The 26262-nt window shown below is 70.9% G+C and carries 23 protein-coding genes; 13 read left to right on the top strand and 10 right to left on the bottom strand.

The genetic code is table 11. The annotated features are described in order from the left end of the window. The coding region (locus GAS53_RS31465; RefSeq protein ID WP_404829311.1) for an AAA family ATPase at positions 1–2105 on the bottom strand (2105 nt) is incomplete at its 3' end. A 263-nt stretch (positions 2106–2368) separates the two neighbouring features. Here GAS53_RS31465 and GAS53_RS31460 point away from each other — a divergent pair. After that, positions 2369–2566, top strand: a complete 198-nt coding sequence (locus tag GAS53_RS31460; protein ID WP_151481126.1) for a hypothetical protein — start codon at positions 2369–2371, stop codon at positions 2564–2566. A gap of 85 nt (positions 2567–2651) precedes the next feature. Further along, positions 2652–2948: a WhiB family transcriptional regulator gene (locus tag GAS53_RS31455; protein WP_151481125.1), complete on the top strand. Its 297-nt coding sequence runs from the start codon at positions 2652–2654 to the stop codon at positions 2946–2948. Positions 2949–2961: 13 nt separating this feature from the next. On the opposite strand, the gene GAS53_RS31450 is transcribed toward GAS53_RS31455, so the two are convergent. Next, the gene (locus tag GAS53_RS31450) at positions 2962–3543 is read right to left on the bottom strand and encodes a TetR/AcrR family transcriptional regulator (protein ID WP_225859197.1); all 582 of its coding nucleotides are present in this window, start codon (positions 3541–3543) and stop codon (positions 2962–2964) included. A 118-nt stretch (positions 3544–3661) separates the two neighbouring features. Between GAS53_RS31450 and GAS53_RS31445 the strand changes: the two genes are divergently transcribed. From GAS53_RS31445 to GAS53_RS31430, 4 genes are all read left to right on the top strand, one after another. Next, complete coding sequence (locus GAS53_RS31445) at positions 3662–4717, top strand: class I SAM-dependent methyltransferase (RefSeq protein ID WP_225859196.1); 1056 nt, start codon at positions 3662–3664, stop codon at positions 4715–4717. A 156-nt stretch (positions 4718–4873) separates the two neighbouring features. Beyond that, positions 4874–5845, top strand: coding sequence for an NAD(P)-dependent oxidoreductase (locus GAS53_RS31440; protein WP_151481122.1), 972 nt, complete (start codon positions 4874–4876; stop codon positions 5843–5845). Positions 5846–5849: 4 nt separating this feature from the next. Next, on the top strand, positions 5850–6767 hold the full coding sequence (locus GAS53_RS31435) for a hypothetical protein (RefSeq protein WP_151481121.1): 918 nt from the start codon (positions 5850–5852) through the stop codon (positions 6765–6767). Next, positions 6742–7578, top strand: a complete 837-nt coding sequence (locus GAS53_RS31430; protein WP_151481120.1) for a prephenate dehydratase — start codon at positions 6742–6744, stop codon at positions 7576–7578. The genes GAS53_RS31435 and GAS53_RS31430 overlap by 26 nt, the downstream gene beginning before the upstream one ends. Before the next feature lie 147 nt (positions 7579–7725). Here the strand turns inward: GAS53_RS31430 and GAS53_RS31425 are convergent, their stop codons facing one another. Beyond that, positions 7726–8259, bottom strand: coding sequence for an SRPBCC family protein (locus GAS53_RS31425; RefSeq protein WP_225859194.1), 534 nt, complete (start codon positions 8257–8259; stop codon positions 7726–7728). Between the two features lie 118 nt (positions 8260–8377). After that, on the bottom strand, positions 8378–11164 hold the full coding sequence (locus tag GAS53_RS31420; RefSeq protein ID WP_151481119.1) for a helix-turn-helix transcriptional regulator: 2787 nt from the start codon (positions 11162–11164) through the stop codon (positions 8378–8380). 419 nt (positions 11165–11583) lie between these two features. On the opposite strand from GAS53_RS31420, the gene GAS53_RS31415 reads away from it, so the two are divergent. From GAS53_RS31415 to GAS53_RS31405, 3 genes are all read left to right on the top strand, one after another. Next, positions 11584–12999, top strand: coding sequence for an FAD-binding oxidoreductase (locus tag GAS53_RS31415; protein ID WP_225859193.1), 1416 nt, complete (start codon positions 11584–11586; stop codon positions 12997–12999). A gap of 294 nt (positions 13000–13293) precedes the next feature. Continuing rightward, entirely contained in the window at positions 13294–14094 is an 801-nt protein-coding gene (locus GAS53_RS31410; protein ID WP_192583355.1) for a GNAT family N-acetyltransferase, read from the top strand. Positions 14095–14357: 263 nt separating this feature from the next. Continuing rightward, on the top strand, positions 14358–15251 hold the full coding sequence (locus GAS53_RS31405; RefSeq protein WP_151481118.1) for a Bax inhibitor-1/YccA family membrane protein: 894 nt from the start codon (positions 14358–14360) through the stop codon (positions 15249–15251). A 76-nt stretch (positions 15252–15327) separates the two neighbouring features. Here the strand turns inward: GAS53_RS31405 and GAS53_RS31400 are convergent, their stop codons facing one another. The 3 genes from GAS53_RS31400 to GAS53_RS31390 all read right to left on the bottom strand — a co-directional run bounded on the left by GAS53_RS31400 (position 15328) and on the right by GAS53_RS31390 (position 17687). Beyond that, a complete protein-coding gene (locus GAS53_RS31400) occupies positions 15328–15918 on the bottom strand; it encodes a TetR/AcrR family transcriptional regulator (protein ID WP_151481117.1) in 591 nt (196 codons plus the stop codon). A gap of 170 nt (positions 15919–16088) precedes the next feature. Then, positions 16089–16808, bottom strand: a complete 720-nt coding sequence (locus GAS53_RS31395) for a glutamine amidotransferase-related protein (RefSeq protein ID WP_151481116.1) — start codon at positions 16806–16808, stop codon at positions 16089–16091. 21 nt (positions 16809–16829) lie between these two features. Beyond that, on the bottom strand, positions 16830–17687 hold the full coding sequence (locus tag GAS53_RS31390) for an alpha/beta fold hydrolase (protein WP_151481115.1): 858 nt from the start codon (positions 17685–17687) through the stop codon (positions 16830–16832). A 197-nt stretch (positions 17688–17884) separates the two neighbouring features. Here GAS53_RS31390 and GAS53_RS58055 point away from each other — a divergent pair, with 197 nt between their 5' ends. Together GAS53_RS58055 and GAS53_RS31380 are read left to right on the top strand one after the other, a co-directional pair. Beyond that, complete coding sequence (locus tag GAS53_RS58055; protein ID WP_318723269.1) at positions 17885–18088, top strand: hypothetical protein; 204 nt, start codon at positions 17885–17887, stop codon at positions 18086–18088. 257 nt (positions 18089–18345) lie between these two features. Beyond that, positions 18346–21099 (top strand): helix-turn-helix transcriptional regulator, encoded by a 2754-nt coding sequence (locus tag GAS53_RS31380; RefSeq protein WP_151481134.1) that lies wholly within the window; start codon positions 18346–18348, stop codon positions 21097–21099. 18 nt (positions 21100–21117) lie between these two features. On the opposite strand, the gene GAS53_RS31375 is transcribed toward GAS53_RS31380, so the two are convergent. After that, a complete protein-coding gene (locus GAS53_RS31375; RefSeq protein ID WP_151481114.1) occupies positions 21118–21924 on the bottom strand; it encodes an alpha/beta hydrolase in 807 nt (268 codons plus the stop codon). A 321-nt stretch (positions 21925–22245) separates the two neighbouring features. Here GAS53_RS31375 and GAS53_RS31370 point away from each other — a divergent pair, with 321 nt between their 5' ends. After that, entirely contained in the window at positions 22246–22698 is a 453-nt protein-coding gene (locus tag GAS53_RS31370; protein ID WP_151481113.1) for an SsgA family sporulation/cell division regulator, read from the top strand. A gap of 124 nt (positions 22699–22822) precedes the next feature. Here the strand turns inward: GAS53_RS31370 and GAS53_RS31365 are convergent, their stop codons facing one another. Next, complete coding sequence (locus GAS53_RS31365) at positions 22823–23809, bottom strand: class I SAM-dependent methyltransferase (RefSeq protein WP_151481112.1); 987 nt, start codon at positions 23807–23809, stop codon at positions 22823–22825. 128 nt (positions 23810–23937) lie between these two features. Then, the gene (locus GAS53_RS58050) at positions 23938–24969 is read right to left on the bottom strand and encodes a M28 family peptidase (protein ID WP_151481111.1); all 1032 of its coding nucleotides are present in this window, start codon (positions 24967–24969) and stop codon (positions 23938–23940) included. A 569-nt stretch (positions 24970–25538) separates the two neighbouring features. On the opposite strand from GAS53_RS58050, the gene GAS53_RS31355 reads away from it, so the two are divergent. Beyond that, positions 25539–26222, top strand: a complete 684-nt coding sequence (locus GAS53_RS31355) for an aggregation-promoting factor C-terminal-like domain-containing protein (protein WP_192583354.1) — start codon at positions 25539–25541, stop codon at positions 26220–26222. Positions 26223–26262: the final 40 nt, after the last annotated feature.

The raw sequence follows: 26262 nt of genomic DNA, 5'->3' as shown, positions 1-26262 counted from the left end.
GTGCCGGGGGGTGTGATGCCGATGGCGTGGAGGTAGGCGGCTTCGTAGTCGCCTTCGGCGAGGGCGGCGGTGGTGCCGATGGCGTCGGCGGTCTGGGTGAGGAAGCCGATGCCGCGGGGGCGGGCCCAAGTGTCGACGGTGGCCTGCAACTCCCGGGCCCGCTCCACCTGACCGCGCATCGCGGCCAACAGACCCAGCTGCGCCTGCGCGTGAAGAACGAACAGGGTGTGCCGGTGCCTTGTCGTCAGCTCCAGGCAACGCTGTCCGGTGCGCTCGGCCTCGTCCCACTCGCCGACCATCATCTGGTCCATCATGATCATGTGCAGCATGGACATGACGTTGATCAGGGACCCCGTCTCCGCCTCGCGGTCCACGGTGCGCTGCAGATGCGTCCGGTACCGGCTGAGGGTGTCCACGCGGTGGGCGGCGACCCCCAGCCGGGCGACATCCCACGGCTCCAGGTCGGGGAGACCGGCGAAGGCGCGTTCCACCCGTTCCCGTACACCGGCGCCGCGACGCACCACGTCGCTCCAGGCGTCCTGGTAGACGCGCGAGTACGAGGGCACCAGGTCGCCCAGCGAGTCCAGGAGCTCATGAGTCCGCTCCCACCCGTCCTCGTCACCTGTGTACAGGTTGATCCCCAGCAGCAGGTCGACCAAGTGCGTGAGCACCTCGTCCGGCTCCCGCACCCCGCCGTCGCGCATGTTCTCGATCGCCGCGAAGACCTGGCGCCGTGAGGACAGCAGGTCCCCGTCCTCGAGGGACGCGACATAGCCCGACGCGACCACCGCGGCCGGGGAATCGCTGGTGCCGGACCCGGTGTCCGAGCGGACCAACTGCCGGACCCGGTCCAACTGGCCGGCGTGCGCGCCGACGTGCGCCGCGCTGCCCAGCCGTCTGGACCGCTCCTCGCGGCTCTCGCTGAGCTCCGCGGCGCGGGTCAGCCAGGCCATGGCGGCAATGGCGCCGCCGCGTCGGGTGGCGGAGTCCGCGGCTGCCTCCAGTGCGGCCGCCACCTGCTCGTTCGGGTCGACCGTCGAGGCCGCCAAATGCGTGGCCCGCCGCTCGATGTCGTCGCGGTGCACCTGGGCGAGGGCCGCGTGCGCCGCGCGCCGCTCGTTGGGCGTGGCCGCCTGGACGACCGTCGAGCGCACCAGGGGGTGCCGGAAGACGAAGTCGCCGCTGAGCGGGTCGATGTCCAGCAGACCGCAGTCCGCGGCCTCGTCGGCGTCGCGCATGCGGTAGCGCGTGCCCCGGGTGCGGTCGGCCGCCGTGCCCGCTCCGACGCCGTCCAGGGCACCGCGCAGCAGCTCGGCGCGCACCGGCTCGCCGAGGGACTTGATGCGCGCGCCGTACACCTGCTGCAGGCGTTGGGGCAGCGGGATGCCGGTGTATCCGAACAGTGCCCCGGGACTGCGTCCCGCATGGCCGCCGCGCAGATAGGGCGGCAGTTCCAGCAGCGCCAACGGATTGCCCTGGGCCTCGTCCAGCACCAGACGGCGGATCTGAGCATCGAGCCCGGGGTGGTGCCTGTCCAGGAGTTGTTCGGAGACCTTCTCCGACAGCGTGGTCACCGCCAGTTCGGGCAGCGCGGCCGTGTCGAAGCCCGAGGGAACCTCGGAGCGCAGGCCGACGACGAGCTTCACCGAGCTGCCGGTCAGCCGGCGCCCCACAAAACCGCACACCTCGGTGCTGGAGGTGTCGAGCCACTGGCCGTCGTCGAGCACCAGCAGGAGGGGTTGCTGCGACGCCGCGAGGGAGAGCAGGTCGAGGACGGCGATCCCGAGCGTCATGACCGAGGGGGGTGTGCCCTCGCCCCGGCCGAAGACGACGTCGAAGACCCCCCGGTGCGCGTCGTCCAGCCGGTCGATGTAGGTGAGCAGCGGATACAGGAACTGATGCAGACCGGCGAACGGCAGTTCGGACTCCGCTTCGACGCCGGCCGCCCTGATCACCCTGTGTTTCTCGGCCGTCGCGAGTTCGACGACGTGGTCCAGCAGGGCGCTCTTGCCCACACCTGCGTCACCGCGCAGGACGAGAGCCTGCCCTCCGGAGGCCGCCACGAACGCCGACAGCACCTCCTGCTCGCTTTCCCGGCCGACCATGGCCCCGGCGATCGACTCCACCGCCCCCACTCCCTTCACCGCCGAACCGGCCCGCCCCGAACGCTCTCTCATCCGTGCGTACGGATCACGTCAGGCGCAATGGTGAGGGTACGTCGTCCCCGGCAGCCACATGCCGGGCGGCTGTATGTATGACAGCACGGCCGGCGGCCAATCGGTCGCTCACACCTCACGCAGAAGACTAGATGCCCCCTCGGGAATTCGTCACCCGGTATGGCCGAAAAGTTCTTGTTGCGTGGCCAGGTATGTACCAGGGTCCCGGCGGGCGCGGAGACCCCGGTACCGGACGGAGCGCCCGCCGGACGGGCCGTCCGCACGGGCCGTCCGCACGGGCCGGCATCGTCGCCGCGCGCGGCGTGGAATTCGCCGTCCCGGGCGACGCGCGCGAGGGGTGGGGCCTGGTCGTGCCGTACGAGTACTGGCGCCGGGTTCTGTACATGTGAGCTAGTCTCATACGTGTCTATCTACATGTGTGTACGGACGCAAAGGCGGCGCCCAACAGGCGGACCGCTGGGAAGCGAGGTGGGCATGGACTGGACCGGCCGAGGCCTGTGCCGAACGCAGCCGGACCGGATGTTCGTCGAAGGAACCGCCCAGAACGAGGCCAAGGCCGTGTGTCTCGACTGCCCGGTACGGTTCGAATGCCTCGCCCACGCCCTGGATCACCGCGAGGAGTACGGCGTGTGGGGCGCGATGACCGAGCGGGAGCGCCGTGCGCTGCTGCGCCGCCGTCCGGCGGTGGCGTCCTGGGCGGAGGTCTTCCGCGCGGCCCGGACGGGCGAGGACGCCGCGCAGCGATTCTCGGCCGTGTGGCTCGACCGCTGAGGCCGCGGCCGGTTCAGGGCCGCAGCGCCTGGAGGGTCAGTTCGCCGTACCGGCGCCACAGCGCCGGATCCCGCTCCGCGAGATTGACCAGTTGCAGACACATGCCGCACAGCACCACACGCAGATCGAGCGGGCCGGCGTCCGGGCGGACCCGGCCGGCGCTCTTGGCCGCGTCCATCAGAGCGGCCAGCCGCTGCAGCAGGGGACCGGTGTGCGTCGTCGACCGCCCCTCCGCGAGCGCTTCCGACAGCAGACGGTCCCGGGCGAGGTTCTCGAAGAGCAGGATCACAAAGGTGTCGAAGGCCCGCGCGGTCTCGGCCTCCGCCAGGACGGGCGCGGTGGCGCGGGCCAACTCCGCCAGCCGGTACCGCACGACCGCCTCCACCAGGTCCTCCTTGGTCGGGTAGCTGCGGTACACCGTGGCCTTCCCGACGTCGGCGCGCTCGGCGACCTGCGGCACCGTGCCCTGGAGCCCGAACTCCTCGAAGACCTCCAGCGCCGCCGCGAAGACCCGCTCATGGTTGCGGCGGGCGTCGGCCCGCTTGTGGGGCGAGTCCTGCCGGGTCTGCTGCGAAGTCGTCTGCGCCGGGTTCACCCGTTCATTCTGCCGTCTGGCGAGACCGGGACAGACGTGTGAACCAGGAGGGGAACCCCACTCGTTGCGAAGCTGAGAAAGGTTCTGCTTCAGCACAGCCATGGTGAAAGGTGCTCACATGCCGGATGAGAAGCGCGTGACGGAGTTCCTCGAGCGGGTGGTCGCCGACAATGCGGCGGCCTTCGCGGGGGTGTCGACATCTCTCGGCATCCGCCTCGGGCTGTACAGGGCGATGTCCGGGGCAGGGGCGCTCACCTCGGACCAACTGGCCGAGAAGTCGGGGCTCGTCGAGCGGTACGTCCGGGAGTGGCTGGCGGCGCAGGTCGCCGGTGCCTACGTACTGCACGACCCCGAGACGAACACGTACGTTCTGCCGGACGAGCATGCGGCTGTACTGGCTGATCCCTCCCTGCCGACGTACGTCGCCGGTGGCTTCACCATGCTGAAGGCCCTCTACGGCGCCGAAGAGGCGCTGGCGAGCGCCTACCGGAGCGGTGGCGGCGTGAGCTGGCGGGACTACGGACCGGAATTGGCGGAGGGCGTTGCCGCCTTCTTCAAGCCCGGATACGACGCCGTCCTCGTTCAGGAGTGGCTGCCCGCCATGGAGGGTGTCGAGACCAAGCTTCGGCGGGGCGCCTCGGTCGCCGATGTGGGGTGCGGCTTCGGCCACTCGACCGTGCTCATGGCCAAGGCGTTTCCGCAGTCCCGCTTTCGTGGCTTCGACTTCCACGAGCCCTCCGTCGAAGCGGCCCGAAAGCTGGCCGCGGAGGCGGGCCTCGGTGATCGCGTGACGTTCGAGGTCGCCGCCGCGCATGACTTCCCCGGTGGCGACTACGACCTCGTCACGTTCTTCGATTGCCTCCATGATCTCGGTGATCCCGGTGCGGCACTCCGGCGCGCGGAAGAGGCCCTCGCGGACGACGGAAGCTGTCTTGTTGTCGAGCCGAACGTGTCGGCCGAGCCCGGGGAGAACATCCACCCGATCGGCCGGTCCTTCGCCTCCACCTCGGCTGTTCTCTGTCTGCCGGCAGCCATGGCGCAGGACGGCCCTCACGCGCTCGGTAATCATCCGGGCCCGGACGCTCTTGCGGCGATCGCCGCCAATGTGGGTCTGAGCAGTTGGAGGCCGGCAGTCGAAACCCTCACCAACCGCGTTTACGACGTCAAGCGTTGAGTGGGCGGTCGGTTCCGATCGGAGCCACACACGTGCGAGTGGCGAGTCTCACGTGAACCCCGGACCGTGACACGTACGTCCACACATGTGAGTAAACGACCACATGCCGGCCGAGGATGTCCGGCACATCCCGCCGCGGGAAGAAGCTGATGCACGATGAAGGACGGCATGTCCGTCTGGCTCCCCTATCGACGAAGCCAGATCCCCGGCCTGCCTGACGGGCTCTCCTACTCCTACTGGGACGGATCGGGCCCGCTGCCCGGCGACCCCGGCGACGTCCGGTTCATCGCCGGCATTCCGGCGCCCGGTGCCGAACGCGTCCTGGGCCCCGTACTGCCGCGGATGCGCAACCTGGAGGTGCTCCAACTGCTCAGTTCCGGTTACGACCACATGCTGCCGCTGCTCGGTGCCATGCCCCCCGGAACCCGGCTGGCCACCGGGCGCGGAGTGCACCGCGAGGCAACCGCTGAGCTGGCGGTCACCCTGCTGCTGGCCCTGTGCCGGGGGCTCGACCAGTTCACGGCCCATCAGGCCCGGGGAGAGTGGCGGCCCGAGGTCAGGCCCGCGCTGGCCGGCAAGCGCGTCCTGGTCATCGGCTACGGCGCGGTCGGCGCGGCCGTCGCCGCCCGGCTCGGCGCGTTCCGGTGCGAGGCGGTTCTCGTGGCCCGGACGGCGCGCACCACACCGGCCGGACGTGTGCACGGGGCGGCGGAACTCCCCACGCTGCTGCCCACCGTGGACGCGGTGGTGCTGTGCGCGCCGCTGACCGACCGGACGCGCGGCATGTTCGGCGCGGACGCGCTGGCGTTGCTGAAGGACGGGGCGCTGCTGGTGAACGTGGCCCGCGGTGAACTCGTGGACACCCGCGCGGTGGTCCGTGAGGTACGGGCGGGGCGGCTCCGGGTCGCGCTCGACGTCACCGACCCGGAACCGCTGCCGCCCGGCCACCCGCTGTGGAACCTGCCCGGCGCTCTCATCACCCCACACGTGGCAGCGTTCACCGACGCCTTCTCCCCAATGACCGTGGACTTCCTTCGGCGGCAGCTCCACCGCTACGAGCGGGGCGAGGAGCTGCACAACGTCGTCCTCACGACGGCCGGAGCCGAGGCCGGTGAGCAAGCTGCCTAGGCCCATGACGACGTCCACGTACGGTGACCACCCGAAGCTGCTCGGGCCCGACACCGCTCTCGCCCGGGTGTTCGCCTTCTTCGAGTCGGAGGGGCACTCCGACCCGGCCGCGGCCTGGCAGGCCCTGACCCGCACCTGGAACTGGTCCGCGCCGCTCACCACCGCCGTCCCCCACGCCGACTCTCCGGGGCCGGTGGCACGGCCGACCCCCGGTGGCTTCGCGCTGTCCGGACAGTGGTGCCTGCCCGCGTACGACGGAACCGGCCCGTGGCTGGTCCTGCCACTCGCACCCGCGAGGTACAGCACTGCCGACCTCTTCGTGGTGGCCGCCAAGGTGCTTCCGGGCGGCCTCACCGCCGGGACCGGGCCCGCGTTCCGCCTGGAAGACGTGTACGTGCCGGCCGGTTTCGTCACGCACGCGGCAGGCACACCGCTGGGGGCCGGGGACGCGGCCTTCTTCTGGACGGCGGTCGCCGCCCTGGCGCTGGGCACGGCCCGCCGCATGACCGACGTACTGGCCGCCCCGGCTGCGGGTGGAGCGGCCGACGCGCCCCGGCGGCCGGTGCCGTCCACCGCCGTGGCCGCGGAACTGGCCGCCGTGCTGCAGGACGAACGGCTGAGCCTGGCCGCGGCCCTGCACGGTGCCCCGTCCGTCCGGCAGGGCCTGCCCGCGTCCGTCGAGGAGCGGCTTGCCGCGCACGTCGGACGAGCCGGCAACACCGTCCACCATGTGGTCGCTGCGGCGTACGAACACACGTTGGCGTCAACTGGGAGCGGCGGCCGACACCCGCTGGTTAACCTGATCGAGGCCGGTTCACCGATACTTCAGCAGGTGCGGTACGCGACGGAGCTTCTGCTGCCTCACGACAGGACCTCCCCCAGGAAGGCTGAACACGGTGACGACCGCCGCATATCAGGGTGAACCCGGATCCAACTCGGCAACCGCCGCGCGTGCCCTCTACCCCGAGGGCGGCGAACTGGCCTGCACGGGCTTCGAGCAGGCCCTGGACGCCGTGACGCTCGGCGCCGCCGACGTCGCCGTGATCCCGGTGGACAACTCCGCGGCCGGACGGGTCGCGGACGTACATCACCTGCTGCCGGAGTCGGGGCTGTTCATCGTCGCCGAGTACTTCCTCGCCATCCGCTTCGACCTGATGGGGGTGCCCGGCGCGACGCTGGACCAGGTGGAGTGCGTACGCAGTCATGTGCACGCGCTGGGACAGTGCCGCAAGGTGTTGCGGGAAGGCGGCTGGCGCACTCTCGTCAGCGACGACACGGCCGGAGCGGCGCGCGAGGTGGCCGAACTGGGCGATCCGCGGCACGCGGCGCTCGCCCCGCCCGCCGCGGCTGAACTGTACGGTCTCGAGGTGCTGCGGGCCGAGGTCGAGGACGATCCGGACAACACCACGCGGTTCGTCGTCCTCTCCCGGGACGCCGCCCTGGCCCCGCACACCGGGGAGCCGACGATGACGAGCCTGTTCTTCAGCGTCCGCAACATCCCCAGCGCGCTGTACAAGGCACTCGGCGGCTTCGCCAGCAGCGGCGTGAACCTCACCAAGATCGAGAGCTACCAGATCGGCGCCGGGCTCAACGCCAGCCGCTTCTACGCAGAGATCGAGGGACACCCCGACGACGAGCGCGTCGCCCTCGCCCTGCACGAGCTGCGCTTCTTCTCCACCGAGGTGCGCATCCTGGGTGTGTACCCCGCGCATCCGCACCGGTTGAAGAGCTGACCGCGCACCTCGTCCGGAACGGGTCCGAGCGGCCGGGATCTCCGCTGCCGTCGCCGGGGCGGCGGAGACCCCTTCGACCGGCCAACGCCCTCACCGGGGCGACGGCCGGCGGTATATGGGGACGCCCGCGGTGCTCGCTGGTGCCGGCTACGCGCCGTCGTCCTCCGGGGCGGTCTCCGAGAGCCTCTTGAGCTGGGTGCCCCACAGGGAGTTCAAGCGCTGCGCCCACAGAGGGGACAACACGGTGAGGGACTTGGCGGCGGGGCCGCGGACCACGTTCTCGGTCACCACATGGGTGCCGCCCTCGACCGGGGTGAGCAGCCAGGCCTGGTACAGCTGCACACCGGCGCCGATGCCCGACCACCCGAGCCGGCGGTGCGGCACATGCTCTCCCAGGAAGATCTCGAACCGGTGGCCGTGGAACCACACTTCGAAGTTCCGGGCGAGCGGCCCGGCCCGAACCTCCGTAAGGCCCGGAACCCATTCCGGCCACCGTGCCACATCGGTGAGCAGCGCGAAGGCCGTGGCGGGCGGAGCGTCCACGACGGCCTGCGCCTGACAGAAGCTGTGGGCCTGGTCGGGTGAGAAGCCCGACGGCCAGTGGATGTCCGGATGGCTGTCCGAGGCACCGGACATTCCGGTTCCCCTCTCGTGGTGCAGGGTGGCGTCAAGTGCGGCCACCGGGGGAGAGGACGGCCCGGAAGGACATCCCCGCGTCCACTCTGCGCGGAGGGCCGGAGCCCGGCATACGTCAAATGACTGACGGAACGACGAAGTCGTAGGTCCTCGCCCGCCGAGGTCAGCCGTCGCCGTTCGCGTCGAGTCCGGAGAGCGCGTCCCGCAGCGCGGCCCGCGAGGTGATGCCCAGCTTGGGATAGATCTGGTACAGGTGCGTGCCGATGGTCCGATGGGACAGGAACAGCCGCTCGGCGATCTGCTTGTTGGTCAGTCCGGTCGCCGCGAGCCTGGCGATCTGCAGTTCCTGAGCGGTCAGCGCCGCGGCTCCCGGCCGGGCGGCGGTCGGCGCGGACTGGCCGCCGGCCCGCAGCTCCGCAGCGGTACGCGCCACCCAGGGCTTGGCACCCAGACGCTGGAAAGCCTCCAGTGCCCGGGCCAGCTGCTCCCGGGCCTCCGACGTGGCCCGAAGCCGCCGCAGACGTTCGCCGTAAAAGAGCCTCACCCGCGCCACGTCGAAGGGCCTGCGTTCCGGATCGGGCAGAGACAGCGCCCGCTCGAAGAGGGCAAGCGCCGCCTTCCCGGGCGTGGTCAGCGCCTCGCAGGCAAGCACCAGCAGCTCAAGCCGGGGCGACAGCTCGGCCATTGAGGACGCACGCATCGCGGCCGCGTGAGCCGCGGCCTCCTTCTCCCGGCCGGTCCGGATGGCTGCCTCGACCAGGTCCATCGTGCCCCACATGGCGATCGGGACGTAGGGGGCCACGGTCCCGGGCGGGCCGAGCGTGCAGGCATGCTGGTAGGCGGTCTCGAAGTCGCCGCTGCCGAGGGCGGCCAGCGCCCTGGCGTGGCAGGCGAAGAACCGTGCGCCGTGCGTCCCGCGGGGCAACGCCCACCGGACGATCTCCTCGGTCAGCGCGGCACTGGTCTCCGCGTCGCCCTGCGCCGCGGCCACGGCGGCCTGGATGTACTGGAAGTACCACGCGAAGAACCGGTAGTCGTGGTTCTCGCACAGGGCGAGCCCCTCGGCCGCCAGCTGCGCGGCGTCGTCCCACCGGCCCAGATGGAAGTAGTCCAGGCCCAGGTGCATCAGCGCGCCCAGGTGGCGGCGGACGGGCGCGGTACCGGCGCGGCCCTGCTCCACCAGCCGGCGCGTGGCCCACTGGAAGTCTCCGAGCCGGTCCGGGAAGACCGAGGCGGTGCCGACGCGGATCACGCGGGTGGGGTCGTCCCCCACGGTGGCGATCAGCTTCGTCAGGCGGGGCAGCGCCGCGGCACCGGTGCGCGCCGGGTCGGCGAAGGTCTGCGTGAGCACCCAGAGCAGCTCGGGCGGTTCGGGGGTCAGCCGGTCCACGAACGCCAGCAGCGGCTCCCACCGCTTCGGGTCACCGCCGTACCAGCACAGCAGCACCAGGACGTGCAGGGCCTCGATGAGGGCATCGTCCGAGGCGTCGTAGCCGTGCTCCCCGGACTCGATCGCCCCGACCAGCAGCCGGTACGCGGTGTCGATGTCGCCGTCCCCGTTGATCAGCAGGAACGCGGATGCGGCCGCCGCGTGCAGCGACTGCTGCCCGGTGGGGTGGGCCTGGGCTCCGGCGAGCAGTCGCGAGGCGTCCTCAAGCTCTCCGCCGGAGTCCACGCCGACATAGGCCGCCTCGGCCAGCCGACGGCTCTCGTCGGACGCCGCGGGGCTGAGCCCCGCGGCACGGGTCAGCGCCGCCACCGCGCCGAGCGCGTCGCCGCGCCGCAGCCGGCGGCGCGCGGCCTCCTCCAGCAGGGCCGCGACCGTCTCGTCCCGGCCTACCGCCGCCTCTCCCAGGTGCCAGGCGTGGCGCTCCAACTGGTCGCCGAGCACGTCGGCGAGCGACTGATGGGCTCGTCTGCGTTCGCCGGCGGTCGCCAGCTCCACCACCGCGGAACCGATCAGTGGATGCCGGAAGGACAGCCGCCGGTTGTCGGCCGAGATCGTCACCAGCCGGTTCTGCTCCGCCGGGGTGAGGTCGTCGACACCGGCCCGGTCGGACGCGGCGGCCTCGACGGAGGCCAGGTCACCGGTTCCGTCGAGGGCCGCGAGCAGCAACATGTGCCGACTGCGGTCGGGCAGACCGGCCACGCGCGAGGCGAACATGGCCTGCAACCGCTCGCTCAGGGGCAGCACGGTGGGCACCGCCGCCAGGGTCGCGCGCTGCTCGGCGGAGAGCGCCGTCGGCAGCTCCACCAGCGCCAGCGGGTTGCCGCGTGCCTCGGTAGCGATGCGGCGCCGTACGGCGGGGGAGACGTCGGGGTGCGCGAGGGCGAGCAGCTTGGCCGACGAAGCGTCGTCCAGCGGCTCCAGCCGCCGCTCGGTCAGACCGCTGGACTCGAAGAAGCTGTCGGAGCCCGTGCGGGAGGCCGCGAGGAAGCCGATGCGGCTGCCGACGAGCCGCCGGGCCACGAAGCCGAGCACGGCGTTGGTCGCCCGGTCCAGCCACGGCAGGTCGTCCACGACGAGCAGGAGCGGCGTCCGGGCGGATATCAGCCGGAGCAGCAGCAGAACCGCGGTGGAGGTGAGGAGACGGTCGGGCGCCGGCCCGCCGCCGATGCCGATGGCGACCCGCAGCGCGTCGCGGTGGACGGTGTCCAGGATGTCCAAGTCGTCGAAGAGCGGCACAAGGAGCTGGTTGAGACCGGCATAGCTGATGTCCGCCTCGAACTGCACACCGGCCGCGCGCAGAACCCGGACGCCGCTGTCCGCGGCGGCGGTCGCCACCGCGTCGAGCACGGCGGTCTTGCCCACCCCCGCCTCGCCCGAGAGCAGCAGAGCCGCCCCGTGGACCTCGGAATTGCCGAAGAAGGAGTGGATGAACGCAAGGTCCCGGCCGCGTCCGACCAGCCGCGCAGAGGCTGGACAGACGGTCGAGTCCAGGTCATTCATCGAGCTGCCTCCAACGGCTGACGTCTGGAGGCCTGATGCTGTCCGCCGACCTGGCTGCGCCCGCACCCGGCTCCGTGCGGCCCATGCAATCACTGCGGACTGAAGGACGTCCAGATTTCGCCCATCTCGGTGGGCTTGACGGGCTTCGGGGAGGCGCAGGCCGGTCGAGCCCGGCGGCGCGTACGGGTCGGCCGAGCTGATCCCCAGCGATCAACGGCTCGCCGGCGGCATCGGTGAGATGCCGGATGCCCGTAGACGGCACACGTGTTACACGTGCTTGGACATGTTGATGTGAACCGCGGAGGCGTCCGGCACGTTTCAGTGGCGTCAGGTTGCGGCGCCCGTGGCCTGTCTTCTGCCGTTTCATGCGGGACGCCTCGCGAGTGCGTTCCGTGTGTGTGAGTGAGGTTGTGATCAGGATGAGTGCGGACGGGTCCGGTATGGCGGATGCGATCTTCGGCCCGGAGGATGTGATGGCTCTGCGGCAAGCCGTGGAGGGCCCGGTTCTGGAGCCGGGATCGGAGGGGTACGAGGCGGAGTGCGCCACGTTCAACCTGGCCTGTGGCCTCCGGCCGGCCGTCGTGGTCGGGGCGAGCAGCGAGCTCGACGTCCGCTCGGCGGTCCGGTTCGCCGTGCGCCACGGGTTGCCGGTCGCGGTGAAGTCCGCGGCCCATCAGATGGTCTCCTCGGCCCAGGGCGGGCTGCTGATCACAACGCAGCGGATGAAGCGCGTCGTTGTCGACGCGCAGGAGAGCACCGTGCGGGTCGAGGCGGGTGTGCGCTGGCGCGACGTGCTGCCTCGCACGGCGGAGTTCGGCCTGGCCCCGATCGTGGGCTCGGCGCCGGACGTCGGCGTCGTCGGATACACGCTGGGAGGCGGTCAGAGCCCGCTGCTGGGACGCACGCTCGGCTATGCCGCCGACCACGTGCGGTGGCTGAACGTGGTCACGGCGGACGGAGAACTGTGCCGTGTGACACCGCAGAGCGAACCGGACCTGTTCTGGGCACTGCTGGGCGGCAAGGGCAACTTCGGTGTGGTGACCGAGATCGAGTTCGAGGTGTTCCCGGTCTCGCGCTTCTACGGCGGCGGCATCTACTTCGCGGGTGAGCACCTGGCCGAGGTGCTTGAGGCCTGGCGTGCCTGGCTTCCGACGGTGGGGGAGGAGACGACCTCGTCCATAGGCATCCAGCGCCTGCCCGACGTCCCGGCGTTGCCCGAGCCGCTGCGTGGTGCCTTCGTGGTTCATCTGCGGATCGGCCACCTGGGGTCGGCGGCCGACGGGGGCCAACTGGTCGCTCCGCTGCGGGCGGCCGCCCCGGTGCTGATCGACCTGGTGGGGGAGAAGCCTTTCGCTTCGATCGGGGAGATCCACATGGATCCGGTGGACCCGATGCCGTACTTCGATCGCAGTGTCTGCCTGGAGGAGTTCTCCGAGAAGACGGCTCAGGCGTTCGTGGAGCTCACCGGCGCGGAGTCGGGATGCACCCTGGCGAACGTCGAGATCCGGGCACTCGGCGGCGCCTTCGACCGGGAACCGGAGTTCCCCAACTCGGTGCCCAGCCGTGGTCTTCCGTACGTCGTCTTCGCGTTCGCGGTGGGTGCTCCGGACCAGGCGGAGACGCTCCGGGCCGATCTGGCGCGGCTCGTGGACGGGCTGGCGCCCTGGGCAGCGGAGCGGAACATGGTCAACTTCCTCTCGCCGGACGAGGCGACCGACACCGAGGGAGTGCGCGCGGTGTACGGGGCGGAGCGGTTCGACCGGCTCGCCTCGGTGAAGAAGCGCTACGACCCGGCCAACGTCTTCCGGTTCAACCACAACATCACGCCCGCCTGATTCCGGGCCCGGAAGTGAACCGGAGACCGTCCCGGATACGTGTCAGTAGCGGCAGGTTCCCGCTGTCGATCGGCTGGGGCGGGAACGCGACGGCCGCTTCGGCGTGGTGACTCTGCGGGCGGTCGTCCCCCGGGCTCCCGCTTCGACCCGCTGTGGGGGCGGAACCGAGCGGGAGTCCGGGACTGTCCGGAACAAGGCGCAATACGTGTACGGCGGTGTCTGAACACCTTGAACGGTGGGGATCGTCGTACCGGACGCAGGAACATTTCACACACGAAAGAGTGAGGGGTTGCCGTGACGGACCTGACGGCCGCGGTCGAATCCGTGGCACAACTGTCCACGGTCTGGCGGGCCATGGTGCTCGACCGGAACAAGGAGTCGGACGTACGGGATCTGCCGGGTGTCGCCGTCCGCTGGGCCGACAGCCGCTTCGCCTTCTGGAACGCGATCACCCTGACCGAGGTCGGGGCCGAGGCGCCACTCCTGGAGAAGCGCCTGGAACAGGCGGCGGACATCATGCGGTCCAAGAAGCAGCCGGGCTTCCTGTGGCTGTTCGAGGACCTGCTCGAGGACGACGCGCGTGCGGCACTGGAGGAGGCGGCGGAGCGCGCGGGCCTGGCCTACGCCTTCCCCGGCACCGGCATGGCCGGCGACCTGCTGCCCATTCCCGAGCCCCACCATCCGGACCTGACGTTCGAGCGGGTGACCACCGACGAACACCTGCGGGCCTACGCGGACCTCAACTCGCGTGCCTACGGCATGCCCCTGGAGGACGGCCGCGACGGTCTGGTCGGCTCCGCGCTGTGGAAGCGGGAGGTGTACGCCTACCTGGCGCTGCGGGACGGCACCCCGGTCGCCTGCGCCGCCACGGTCGAGGCACAGGGCCGGCTCTTCGTCGTGCTCGTCGCCACCGACCCCGAACAGCAGCGCCGAGGCTACGGCGAGGCGGTGACGCGCCAGGCGCTGTACGAGGGCGCCCGCGCCACCGGACTGACCCGGGCCACCCTGCACGCGACCGTCGCCGGGGCACCCGTGTACCCGCGCATCGGCTTCGAGCCGAACTCCCCGATGCACTTCTACGGACTCAAGGGCTGAGGACTTGAGAACTCGGAGCGGCCCTGCGCATCGCCATGGTGTCCCCGAGACGGGCGCCCGGGAGCCGGGACTCGAGCTGCCGTGACTGCCTGTCGCGGTTCGGACGTACACCTCGGATCCACCGTCAAGTGACTGATGCGCGTGGTTTGTCCGGAAGTGCAGGCTGACGGCAGCCGACGCCTCTGGCGAGCTCCTCGGCACCCGCCTCGCCGCCGGCGGGGTCTCGGGTGGCGGTACGTCTGACACGGAGAAGAGGATCTGGCGTGACACCGGTCGAGCGGCAGCGTTCGTTGAAGAGCAGCAACCCGATACTCGCCCGGCCTCAGTTCAGGCGGCGCGGCGGGCAGAAGACGGCGGCCAGGGACCCCCGAGCAGGGATCGCCGCCGCGCAGAGCCGGATCCGGACGGGCAAGGACCTGGACCAGGTCCACGAGGACGATTCCGCTCCGCTGCCCTTCTCCGTCGGTGACCTGATGACGATGGACGACGTCCTGTCCCGAGCGCTGGCGGGGCTCGGGGTGACGGCGCTCGCGGCCGCGCTGTCGTGGACGCTGCTGCCGCACGTTTCCATCGGTGCGGCCGCGGCCTACGGTATTGCTGCCGGCGCAGGACTGGTCGCCGCGGCGCTGGTGGTGATCCAGTGCCGCAGGAAACCGCCGTCCCCCACCCTGCCCCTGACGTTCGCCGCCTTCCAGGGTGTGTTTCTCGGCGTGCTGTCGACCACGGTCTCCAGCCACCTCTCACCGGGTGTCTTCGTCCAGCTCGTGCTGGGGACGATGACGACCTCCGCAGGAGCTCTCCTCGCCTACAAACTGCACTGGATGCGAGTCAACCGCCGCCTCCACGGCTTCGTCGGAGCCGCGTTGCTCGGACTGGGCTTCCTCGCCCTGGCGGACTTGGTTCTGTTCCCCCTCACGGGCGCGGACATCCTGGGCCTGCGCCCCGCCGGCCTCGGCGTCTTCATGGCCCTCATGGGCGTCGTCCTCGCGGCCTCCTTCCTGTCCCTCCACTTCAGGAAGATCGAGGACGGCATCAAGTACGGCGCGCCCCGGGACCAGTCCTGGCTCGCTGCGTTCGGGCTCACCCTGAGCCTGTCGTGGCTGTATGTGGAGACCGTGCGGCTGCTCACCCTCTTCCCCGGCGAGGAGGTCTACTGACCGGGCGTCACACGGTCTTGATCAGGACCGTGGTCCCGAGCCCGGTCCGCACAACGTTCCGGACACCCGGCAGGGTTCACCCCACGTGCCGAGCTCCCTCCGGAACGGAGGCCTCGCGTGTGCCGCCCGACGGGCACAGCCCCCGCATGAGCACGTCGAAGAGCCGCCCCGATCTGGCGCGCTCCTCGTCGTCCGCGCCGACGCGCCACAGGGGACCGAGCAGCAGGAGCAAGTCGTCGGCCGTCGTGCCGGGCACGATGGTCCCGCTCGCCTTGTTGGCGTCCACCAGCGCCGAAAGGGCATCGAGCAGCGGCCGGTACGCCTGCCGGTGCTGCTCCGTCAGCACGCCGGTTGCCCCGCTCATGGCGTCCGCGAACTCCGGCGTGCGCGTGCCGACACTCAGGAGGCGCTCCAGCCACGCGCGCAGGGCGAGCGGCGGGCGCAGGGTGCTCAGAAGGGCGGGCACGGCGGTCACCAACTCGTCCACCTCCTCCCCGTACACCTCGAGCACCAGGGACTCCCGGGTGGGGAAGTGGCGATAGATGGTCCCCTGGCCCACGCCCGCTCTGCGCGCGATGGACTTGAACGAGGTGTCGCCGGGAGCGGCGAGTACCTCTGTCGCTGCTTCGAGGATGCGCAGCCGGTTGAAGAGTGCGTCCGATCTCATCGATGCTCCGGTCTCTCTCCGGTGTCTCTCCGGTGGTGATGCCACGAGGCGCCGTCCTGCCGCGCCGGGCAGGGGCTGATGTGCCACACACGGTGCCGTCCACTCAGCGTTTGGTGAGCCGCTACCAGCTCCGCCGGTGAGATACGTATTCTCGAGATGGGTGGCACAGGTCAGGCCGCCGTGTAGTCGGCGACCAGCCGGTCCAGAAACACTTCGAGCCGTTCGTTCATCGCACGGTGGTCGTTGCGCCGCAGCTGCTCCGGCCGTTGGACGAAGCGGTGGTCGGCGAGCGCGGCGAGTTCCCCCTCCGCCGACTCGATGAGGGCCTCGACGACGTCACGGTCGAACTCCAGGTGGCACTGGAACCCGTACAGGAACCTGCCGTACGCCACGATCTGCCGGGGGCACCCCTCGCTGGCGGCCAGCACCCTCGCGTCGGCCGTGAGTCCGGGCATGTCGTGGTGCCAGTGCCCGGAGTCGAAGCTCGCGTCGAAGCCCTCGAACAGTGGGTGCCGGCGGCCGGCCTCGGTGAGCGTGACGGGGAAGGAGCCGACTTCCGGCTCCGGGCTGCGCAGACAGGGAGCCCCGAGCGCCTCGCCGAGCAGCTGTGCTCCGAGGCAGACGCCGACGACGGCCTTGTCCGCCGCCGCGCAGGAGGCGATCAATGACATCTCCGCCACCGCGTCGAAGTGCGGGCACTCGGCGGTGGTCGTGGCCGGGGACTGAGGGCCGCCCATCACGATGAGCAGGTCGATGTCTTCGGCTGCCGACGGGAGACTCTCGCCGGCGTGGAGGCGGGAGTAGGTGACGGTGTGCTGCCGGTCCAGGGCCCACCGGGCGTAGGCCCCGGGAGCCTCGAACGCTTCGTGGACGACGAAATGAACGCGCATGAGCTCGGATTCCTGTGGAGGTCAACGTTGGTGGGGACGGCGGGGAGCCGGAACGGCCGGCAGGAGCCTCGGCCCCGCCGGCCACTTGGCGGCATGGGTGCAGGAGGCCTCGGGGTGGGGCCGATGGACGTCACGGAGGAATCCGCTGAGGATCTCCAGCATCCGCACCGGCTCCTCGAACGCCGCCGCGTGCCCTCCCATGACCGCGGCCAACCGTGCGCCGGGTATGCCGTCCGCGAGTTGCACCGAGTGCTCCGGGGCCACGAACTGGTCGCCCGTGGCCGCGACGACCAGGGTGGGGGCGGCAACTGCGGAGAGGTCTCGGCGGACGTCGATGCCCAGGGCGAAGGCGATCTGCTGGGCGGTGCCGGGAGCGGATCCCACCAACCGGGCGGTCCGGTGTCGTGCCGCTTCCGGTGTGTGCGCGGCCAGGTAGTCCTCGGAGAAGCACAGCGAGGCCAGGAAGTCGCTCAGCTCGTCGTCGTGACGGGCGTGCAACGACGCCCACATCTCCAGACTGAGCCACAGCGTGGTGCGGGGCCGGGCGAAACCGGAGAGGGTGAACAGGCCGCGGACCAGGCCGGGATGGCGGGCGGCGACCTTGACGGCGACGGCCGCGCCGAGCGAGGCTCCGGCGACCACGAAGTCGCTCAACCCGGCCTGGTGAGCGGTGAGCACCACCTGGTCGGCCACGGCACCCACCTCCAGCGGGCCGGCGGGCAGCGGGCTGCGACCCGATCCGGGGAGGTCGACAAGCACGACGGTGTGCTCGGCCGCGAGGTCGTCGAGCAGCGTCTCCCAGGTCCCGGCCGCGGTGCCCCCGATACCGGGCAGGAGGACCAGACCGGGCCCGCTGCCCTGGATGTCGTACGCGAGCATGTGCCACCTCTCCTCACACTTCCCTAAGAGGACGAGAGGGGATGGCCCGCAGGTTCATCTGTCCGGGACGCGGCCGGGCCGCCAGGGTGTCCCTCGAGCAGGCCGTCGAGGACGCTCGGCTGCGTGCAGCGCCGGGGTGCTGTCGCCCTGCATCGCTACGTCGGCTACGTCGAGAACATCATCGCCGTCAACCGCACATGGCCCGTCGACCTCACCCGCAAATGCTCGCCGACGACGCCGGCCACGCGCGCCGCGACGCATGTATCGCCGAGCTCGGCGCCTTCCTCCAACGGGCCGCCGACGAAGGCCTGTTGCGCCAGGACCAGCCGCGGGGACGGGCGGTGCCGCTGTTGCCCGAGCTGGTGAACCTGGCCTGGCCTCGCACCGGCAGGCACGACTAATCCCGGGGCGGGCGGCCGACGTGGTGGTCGACACGTATCTGTGTCGGTGCGGGATCGGCGACCCGCGCCACCGGTCCAAAGATCCGGCGGAAGTCGGGCGGCCTCCGGATGTACGGGACCGGTTCGTCCGACGGCCTGCGGCACCTTGCGGATCGCTTCGCCGAGAGAACATGACTCCGCACACATAGGCTCGAAGACGCATACGTTGCTGGTTCGGTGGTGAAGGGGAGTGGGGTGCCGTGGAGTCGCTCATGACGATGATCGGCCGGGACGGCGAACGAGGGCGGCTGTCCGCGTTCGTGACGGCCGCCGAGGGGCAGGTGCTCGTCCTCAACGGGGAGACGGGGGTGGGCAAGAGCGCCTTGCTCGACCATGTCGCCCAAGTGGCGGCGCAGGCAGGTCACACGGTGATCCGGGCCGCCGGGGTCGAAGCGGAGTCGGGGCTTCCGTTCGCCGGCCTGCACCAGTTGCTCCACTCCCTGCTCCCTTCCGTCGAGAGTCTGGACCAGGTGCACCGCATCGTGTTCGACACCGCCTTCGGGCGGAGCGGCGGGAAGCCGCCGTCGGTGATGTCGCTCGGCATCGCCATCCTTGACCTGCTGTCCCTGGCCTCCTCGGCGAAGCCACTGCTGCTGGTCCTCGACGACGGCCAGTGGCTGGACACTTCCAGCATCGCGGTGATCGGGTTCGTGGGGCGCCGGCTGACCGGCAGCTCGGTGAAGCTCGTGATCGGGCTGCGCTCGGACATCTCATCGGGCTTCGACACCGCCGCCCTGCCGGAACTGCCGGTCAGGGCCCTGTCGGACACGGCCGCGCGACAGCTTCTGGACCTGCGCCACCCGGATCTGAAGGCAGCTGTCCGCCGTCTGGTCCTTGACCAGGCCCGGGGAAACCCGCTGGCCCTGCTCGAACTGCCCACCCACATCCGCGTCGGTCACGCGGAACTCACGACCGCCGGGGTGCTCGGACTGCACGATGCCTCACTTACGCTGCCCCGGCGGCTCCAACACGTATACGGCACACGTGTCAAAAAGCTCAGCGACGACGTCCGTGAGGAGCTGCTGCGCGGCGCCCTCGACGGTGTCGGAGCGACACCCGGAACGGTGCCCGCCCCCGGCCTGGGGCGCTACCGCATGCGCGACGCCGACGAGGCGGTGGCGGCCGGTCTGCTGGGCATCGACCCGCTCAGCGGCGACTTCGTCTTCCGGCACCCGCTGGTGCGTTCCACCGTGGTGCAGACGGCCACGCCCAACCAGCGGCGCGCGGCGCACGCGGCCCTCGCCCGGGTGCACCGCGACGACGTCGAGCGGCGGGCCACGCATCTGGCGGCCTCGACGGTCGACCCGGACGAGGAGGTGGCGGCCGCGCTGGAGGCGGCGGCCGAGTCCGCGACCCGGCGCGGCGGCGCGGTGGCCGCCGTCGCCTGGCTGACCCGCGCCGCGGAACTGAGCGAGAACCACGAGGATCGTTCCCGCAGGCTCGGCGACGCGGCCTTCGTCGCCGGACACGCGGGGCTCTTCGACCAGGCGCAGCAGCTCCTTCGGTCCGACCGGGCACCGGGCACGGAAGAGTCGCCGGCCTCTGTGGTCACGTCGGCCTATATGGCGCTGTTCGAGGACGGAGACGTGCGGCACTCGCACCGCCAGGTGGCGGCAGCCATCGAGAACCTGCGCGACCACGCACCGCACCAGCCGTCCGAGGTGCTCACACGGCTCGTGAACCTGCTGCTGGCGATCGACCAGTACGCCGGTGACGCGGCCCAGTGGGAGGAGACCCGCGCGTTGCTCGGCTCACTGGGCGATCTGGCCCCGTCGCGCTCGCTGATCTACCGCGACGCGTGGGGCGACGTGGTCCGGCACGGTGCCGGTGTAGGGGAGCGGGTGGAGCGTGAGTTCGCCGGCCTTGCGGACATGGAGCCCTGGGACATCACCCGACTGTCCGTCGCCGCCTACCACGTGGACACCCTCAGCCGGTACCGGACGCATCTGCAGCGCACCGTGGACCACGAGGCCGAGACGGGCTTCGTGCGCAACAGCATGACCACGCTCCACCTGATCATGCTGGACCAGATGGCGGTCGGCGAGTGGGACGAGGCCGAGCGCACCGGACAGCGTTGCCTGGAGCTGACGACAACGCACGGGTACCTGTTGCTTGGTCATCACACCCGGGCGTATCTGGGTCTGTTGGCCGCGATGCGCGGTCAGGTGGAGCGGGCCCGGGAGTTGCAGGCCACCGTCGACACCTGGGCCCGCCCCCGCGGCATCGGCTTCCTCACCCAGACCACCGACGCCATCGGCACCACCGCCGCCCTCGCCGAAGGCGACTACGAAGCCGCCTACCTCCACGCCATCGGCATCACACCCCCCGGCACCTTCACCCCCTACGCCTACCAAGCCCCCCGCACCCTCCTCGACCTCGTCGAAGCAGCCCTCCACACCGGCCGCACCGAACAAGCCCGCACCCACGCCCTCGCCGCCCACCACGCCGGCCTCCCCCACATCTCCCCCCGCCTCGCCCTCATCACCCACGGCGCCCTCGCCATGACCACCCCCGACCCCACCGAAGCCGACCAGCTCTACCACCAAGCCGAAACCCACCCCGCCGCCCCCCACTTCCCCTACGAACACGCCCGCATCCGCCTCGCCCACGGCATCCGCCAACGCCACACCCACGGACCCAAAGCCGCACGCCCCCTCCTCATCCAAGCCGCCGAAACCTTCGAACGACTGGGCGCACCCACCTGGACCGAACGCACCCGAGCCGAACTGAGAGCCTCAGGCCTGGCCACCCGCACCACATCCGCACACCTCGCCGAACTGACCTGGCAGGAACGCCGGATCGCCGACCTCGCCGCCCGCGGCCTCACCAACAAAGAGATCGGCGAACGCATGCACCTCTCCCCCCGCACCGTCAGCTCACACCTCTACCGCGTCTTCCCCAAACTCGGCATCACCTCACGCGCCGCCCTCCGCGACGCACTGGGCAAGATCCCCGGCGACCAGAACGTGTGACGGCGGCACGCCGAGCCCCTATGCCGGGTACGCGCGGAGACCGCGTTCGTCCAGCCAGCCGAGCACGTAGTCGGCGACGAATCTCCACCCGCTGTCGATGACCAGAGAGTGCGCGCGATCCGCGAACTGCTTGAGGTCGGTCACGGCCGTGGAGTCGCCGTACTGCTTGTACACCGCGCGCGTGACGGAGTCGGGCACCATCAGGTCCTCCTGCCCGGAGATCAGCAGGAGCGGGCCGCGGTCCGCGTTGCCGGCATCCACCACGGCACGCGGGCTGCGTACCGCGCCCGCGTACCCGAGGTCGGCGAGCAGACGGCGGGGCGTCGGCATCACGTAGCGCTCGAAGAGCCGGTCGGACTCCTCCGCCGCGACGGTGTTCGCGAAGGCATCGTGAAACTGCTCCGGAGACAGGGGCACCAGCTGTTCGGGTTCGGCGTCGTCGGCCCGGCCAGGGGTCCACAACCGGGCCGGGGCGTCCGGCAGCAGGATGTCGTTGATCGGGGCGGGTGCGATGGCCACCGCGGCGCGGCCGATGTTGGCGCCGATGAGATGCTGCGCGATGAGGCCGCCGACCGAGTGGCCGACGATCACCGGCGCGGTTTCGAATGAACGCACGATTTCCGCGTAGTGGTCTGTCAGTACGTCCAGGCCGATGCCTGCGAGCGTCTCGGAAGACTTGCGCATCTCCGGGACAGTGGCCACCTCCCCCGGCCATCCGGGCGTGAAGGCGAGGAACCCCCGGCTGGCGAAGCGCTCCGCCCATGACTCCCAGGACAGCGCGTGCAGCCAGGTGCCATGGATGAAGACGACGGGAGTGTGGTTCACGGCTGGCCCCTCCGAGCATGACGATCACCCGGCTCTGGCACGCGGGCGACCGTTTCAGGATCGTTCAGGCGCAGGTCAGGGGCGACAGTCGAATGACTTAATGTTGGCGGCCCGCAGCGCCCAAGAGGGCCGAGCGCCCCTGGGAAGGCCGCCCCGGAAAGGGCGCCCCGATACGGACCGGTGTCCGTCCGGTGCTCGTCCGTCACCACGACGCACCGTCGAAGTCGGCGAGGTTCGACGGTCAAGTGACTTATGTACGACGCTCCCGCAGGGACGAGGCTGGGTCGGGCCGGCTTTCGTCACGGGGAAGGACCATCCGCCATGAGCAGCAACCAACCAGGTGTACAGGCCCGCTTGGCGGCGCACGCCCCTCCTGAGCTGATCCTGGACATCGAGCGCGTGCTGGACGTCGCCGCCCGGCAGACCATCAGGGCGGAGTTCCGGTTCGATCCGAGGGCTCCTCTGGTCGTGTCCCTGGAGCTCCTCATCGAGGGCGGCCCGCGTGTCCTGTGGCGGATCGGCCGCGACCTCCTCCAGCAGGGGCTGTACTCGGCGAGCGGCCTCGGTGACGTCCAGATGTGGCCGAAGCACTCCGAGGACCGGGCCACCGCGTGGCTTCAGCTGGCCTCCAGGGACATGGCAGCCCTGTTCGAGCTGCCCGTGCCACCGCTGGAGGAGTGGCTGGAGTACACCTACGAGCTCGTTCCCGCCGGTCGCGAGCTCGCCGAGATCGACTGGGAGGCCGCCGCCACGGATCTGCTCCAGGGTCCCTGAGGAACGGTCGCCGAGCACCGACACCGCAGTGGCCTCCGAGCAGTTCCCGAGCGGAACCTCCGGCGGCACGCGACACCCCACCGGTCTCGCACGGCGCGGACATACCAGGCTCGGGGTGAACGACTCAGCACTCTGGGCGCCGGGCCGCGACCAGCACGGGGCCGCCCGGAACCGTAGGAAAGGTCCTCGTCTCCTCCAGCCCGAGCGCGTCGAGCTCCTGACTCATGCGCGCCGCGTCGAAGGAGTTGCCGCCGCCGCGCACCGCGGTCCACCGCCCGACGGAGCGGCGCAGCGCGTCATCGGCGACAGGGTTGGTCCCCGCCACGAGCCACGCCCCCGGCACCAGGGCCTCGACGAGCCGGGGCAGAGCGGCCCGCAGCGCCTCTTCCGACAGGAACGGCGCCGGCAGCCAGATCAGTTGGTAGGTCTCCGTTTCCGACACGTCCGCCGCATCCCGCCGGCACAGGGACACCCGGGCGGCCACCGCCGGATCCGCCGCGGCCAGCTCCGCCCGCGCCAGACCCAGCGCCCGCTCCATTACGTCGATGCCCTCCACCCGCGCCTTGGGGAAGCCCTCGGCCAGCGCCAAGGCCAGCGCGCCGACGCCTGTGCCCACGTCGAGGATGCGGCTGCCCTCGGCCGCCAGCCGCTCGGCGCACCCGGCAAGCCGAGGAACAATCTTCGCGGCGAGTGCGCGGCCGGTCGCGGCGGAGGCCCTTCCCTGGCTGAGCAGCACCTCGTCGGTCTGCGCTCCCCAACCACCCTGCGGTGTACCGGCCACGTCGGAGACGGCGGCCGAGACGGCCTGCTGCAGCGAGCTGAGCCTCGCCTCCACCGCGCTGCGCGCCGTCGCCGCGTCCGCCTGGTCCAGCGAGGGGTGGACGACGAATCCATCGGGACCCCGGCGGACCAGGCCCAGGCTCTCCAGGACCGCGGTGCGCTGTGGATCGCACGCGAGCACGTCCGCGAGGGGCGTCGACAGCGCCTGCCGCTGGGTGCTCACGATCGCGGCCATGGCCCACGCGGCGGCCTCGAGAACGGCCACCGGGTTCTCGCCGAGAGGTAGAGCATGGTTCGTGGAAGGGGTGGCGGGTTCGGGTGGTGCGGACATGGAGCCTCCGGAGGAGCGCCACTGCGACATATGTGTCGCGCTGGTACGAACACATACTGCCACAGCAAGGTGTGAGTTCCACATCCCGGGGACCGAGGTCGGCAGCGGTCGCATGCCGGGCGACATGTTCACACCGTACGTCCGGCATCGGGCCACGAGACGGCGGTCGCGGCGGTGGCCGCGGTGACGGTGGCCAGCCGCTCGTAGTCGAGCGTGCTCGGCAGGTCCGTCGACCGATGGTAGTGCGGATTGCGGAAGTTCGCGGTGTCCGTGAGCATCAGCGCGGGGATCCCGCGGTTCCAGAACGGCGCGTGGTCGCTGCGCCCCAGGTGGCCCGCGGGTGGCACGGCCAGTCCGATGAGCAGGCCCAGCAGGCCGTCGGGGCGCGGATCCCGCAGTAGCAGACCCGGGACCGCCGGAGACGCCGCCGCGGCGGCCCGCTTCCACACCTCGGCCGCCCCCGCCGAGGAGCGCCGGTGCACGACGAGGGTGAAGTCACCCCGGTGACCGCCCGCCCGGGCCTCGTCGGACGCCTCGGGGAAGATCCGCTCGAAGCCGGCGGGGAGTCGCTGTGTGCCCGGGTCGTCCACGAAGTAGCCGACCGACTCCAGGCAGATCATCCCCCGGACACCGCCGCGGCGGCCCAGTTCACGGGCCGCCTGTCGGGCGCCGATCAGTCCGAGTTCCTCCATGTCGAACACGGCCAGGACAACGCGCGGAGGAACCGGTGCCTCGGACAGCAGGCGTGCCGTTTCCAGGAGCACCGCCACGCCCGAGGCGTTGTCGTCCGCGCCCGGACTGCCGCTGACGCTGTCCAGATGGGCACCGACCAGCACGGCCGGCCCGTCGCCGGACCCGGGCAGCGAGGCGATGAGGTTCGCGCCGCGCAGGCGCCGGTGGAGCCGCGGTTTGAGGGCGAGTGCCCGGTGGCCGTGCCGGTCCGTCGAGCCGATCTGCCAGCGTGCGTCGAACGGCTGCCGCTCCACCAGCCAGCCCGCGGCGGTCAGTTCGTCATGGACGTACGCCTCGGCGCGCTGCATCGCCCGAGGTGCTCGCAGCCGACTGCGTGGCTCGGCGGCGAGGAACTCCACGTGCCGCCGCAGTCGGGCGGCTTCCGGAAGCGGTTCCCGACCGTGCGTCGCCTTCGAGTCGTTTGTCACTGGCACTCCGATCTGTGCGGGATCAAGGACGCCGGACCAGCCGACAGCCCTTTCACCAGGGGGATTTCGCGGCAGGCGAGGCGTGCCCGGCCGACGGCCGCCTTGGGGACGAATGCGTCGGCAGAGGAGCCGGAGACGTCCGGCGCGATTGTGTTGTCCCGTCCGTGAACCTGCCACGGCTCCCATCCCGTTGTCCCAGAGAGGAACTCCTGCGGTCAGGGTTTTGATTGGCTGACCTGGCCGCAGGACGGGGCGGTCGTCCTCATGCTCTTCCCCCGACATGAGGGCGGCCGCTCCACCCACCACAGCGGTCCGGCCGGCGTCAGGGAGTCGATGTGAGTCCTGTCCCCGTCACGGTCACCGAACCACTACGTACACGGGTCGAACAGGGCAGAGGGTTCAGGATTCGCGAGCACTACACAGCTGACATCAGGTGTGAGCATTCACACCTACTTCGTGATTGCACCGTCTGCGCCGGCACGGCAGAGTGTTCCAACTGCCGGGCCCCGCAGGCGAGATAGGTGCGACAGCCGCGGCACGAGCCTACGGACGAACCGGAAGGAAAACGTGTGAGCCCGATTTCGGTCCGGGGACTCGCGGTGGCCTCTGCCACCGCGGTCACCGCTGTCGGAAGCGTCGTCGGTGTTGCCTCGGGCAGCGCCGCGGAGCCCGACGACGCCGAGGCGACGGCAGCCGACACCACGCTCCTCACGGACATACCGGCGGTTCACCAGGCCCAAGTGCAGACCGCGTCCCTGACGCGGCAGGCCGATGTCCAGGCCATCGCCGCCGACGCGAGCGCCCGGAAGGACGCCGAGGAATCGGCCCGCAAGGCCGCCGCCAAGTCCGCGCTCGAGAAGAAACAGGTCGCCGAGCAGGCGGAACAGGAGGCCAAGGAGCGCGCCGAGGCCAAGGCAGCGGCCTCCCGGGACGCGTCCGGCTTCCCCGTCCAGAGCTCGTACACCGTCGCTCAGATTCAGGCGATGGCCGCACAGATGGTGCCCGGCGACCAGTTCCAGTGCTTCAGCAACATCGTGGATCACGAGTCCGGCTGGAACCACACGGCGGTCAACGCCTCCTCCGGTGCGTACGGCCTCTTCCAGGCACTGCCCGGCTCCAAGATGTCCTCCGTCGGCGCCGACTGGCGGACCAACCCGGCCACCCAGATCAAGTGGGGCCTCAACTACATGAACAGCGTCTACGACAGCCCCTGTGGCGCCTGGGAGTTCTGGCAGGCCAACCACTGGTACTGAGCCCCTGGCCCCTCGGAGCGGTTAGGGTCGAAAGAAGACA

The organism is Streptomyces albicerus, assembly GCF_008905045.1.
GTDB classification, from domain to species: Bacteria; Actinomycetota; Actinomycetes; order Streptomycetales; family Streptomycetaceae; genus Streptomyces; species Streptomyces albicerus.
Note: the sequence above shows the minus strand (reverse complement) of the source record. Positions and strands in the feature narration are given on the sequence as shown.

What these genes read in the sequence shown, in the direction of transcription:
- GAS53_RS31460 (WP_151481126.1), top strand. Translation starts at nt 2,369, where the DNA reads ATGTACCAGGGTCCCGGCGGGCGCGGAGACCCCGGTACCGGACGGAGC.
- GAS53_RS31455 (WP_151481125.1), top strand. Translation starts at nt 2,652, where the DNA reads ATGGACTGGACCGGCCGAGGCCTGTGCCGAACGCAGCCGGACCGGATG.
- GAS53_RS31445 (WP_225859196.1), top strand. Translation starts at nt 3,662, where the DNA reads ATGCCGGATGAGAAGCGCGTGACGGAGTTCCTCGAGCGGGTGGTCGCC.
- GAS53_RS31440 (WP_151481122.1), top strand. Translation starts at nt 4,874, where the DNA reads ATGAAGGACGGCATGTCCGTCTGGCTCCCCTATCGACGAAGCCAGATC.
- GAS53_RS31435 (WP_151481121.1), top strand. Translation starts at nt 5,850, where the DNA reads ATGACGACGTCCACGTACGGTGACCACCCGAAGCTGCTCGGGCCCGAC.
- GAS53_RS31420 (WP_151481119.1), bottom strand. Translation starts at nt 11,164, where the DNA reads ATGAATGACCTGGACTCGACCGTCTGTCCAGCCTCTGCGCGGCTGGTC.
- GAS53_RS31415 (WP_225859193.1), top strand. Translation starts at nt 11,584, where the DNA reads ATGAGTGCGGACGGGTCCGGTATGGCGGATGCGATCTTCGGCCCGGAG.
- GAS53_RS31400 (WP_151481117.1), bottom strand. Translation starts at nt 15,918, where the DNA reads ATGAGATCGGACGCACTCTTCAACCGGCTGCGCATCCTCGAAGCAGCG.
- GAS53_RS31395 (WP_151481116.1), bottom strand. Translation starts at nt 16,808, where the DNA reads ATGCGCGTTCATTTCGTCGTCCACGAAGCGTTCGAGGCTCCCGGGGCC.
- GAS53_RS31390 (WP_151481115.1), bottom strand. Translation starts at nt 17,687, where the DNA reads ATGCTCGCGTACGACATCCAGGGCAGCGGGCCCGGTCTGGTCCTCCTG.
- GAS53_RS58055 (WP_318723269.1), top strand. Translation starts at nt 17,885, where the DNA reads ATGGCCCGTCGACCTCACCCGCAAATGCTCGCCGACGACGCCGGCCAC.
- GAS53_RS31380 (WP_151481134.1), top strand. Translation starts at nt 18,346, where the DNA reads ATGATCGGCCGGGACGGCGAACGAGGGCGGCTGTCCGCGTTCGTGACG.
- GAS53_RS31370 (WP_151481113.1), top strand. Translation starts at nt 22,246, where the DNA reads ATGAGCAGCAACCAACCAGGTGTACAGGCCCGCTTGGCGGCGCACGCC.
- GAS53_RS31365 (WP_151481112.1), bottom strand. Translation starts at nt 23,809, where the DNA reads ATGTCCGCACCACCCGAACCCGCCACCCCTTCCACGAACCATGCTCTA.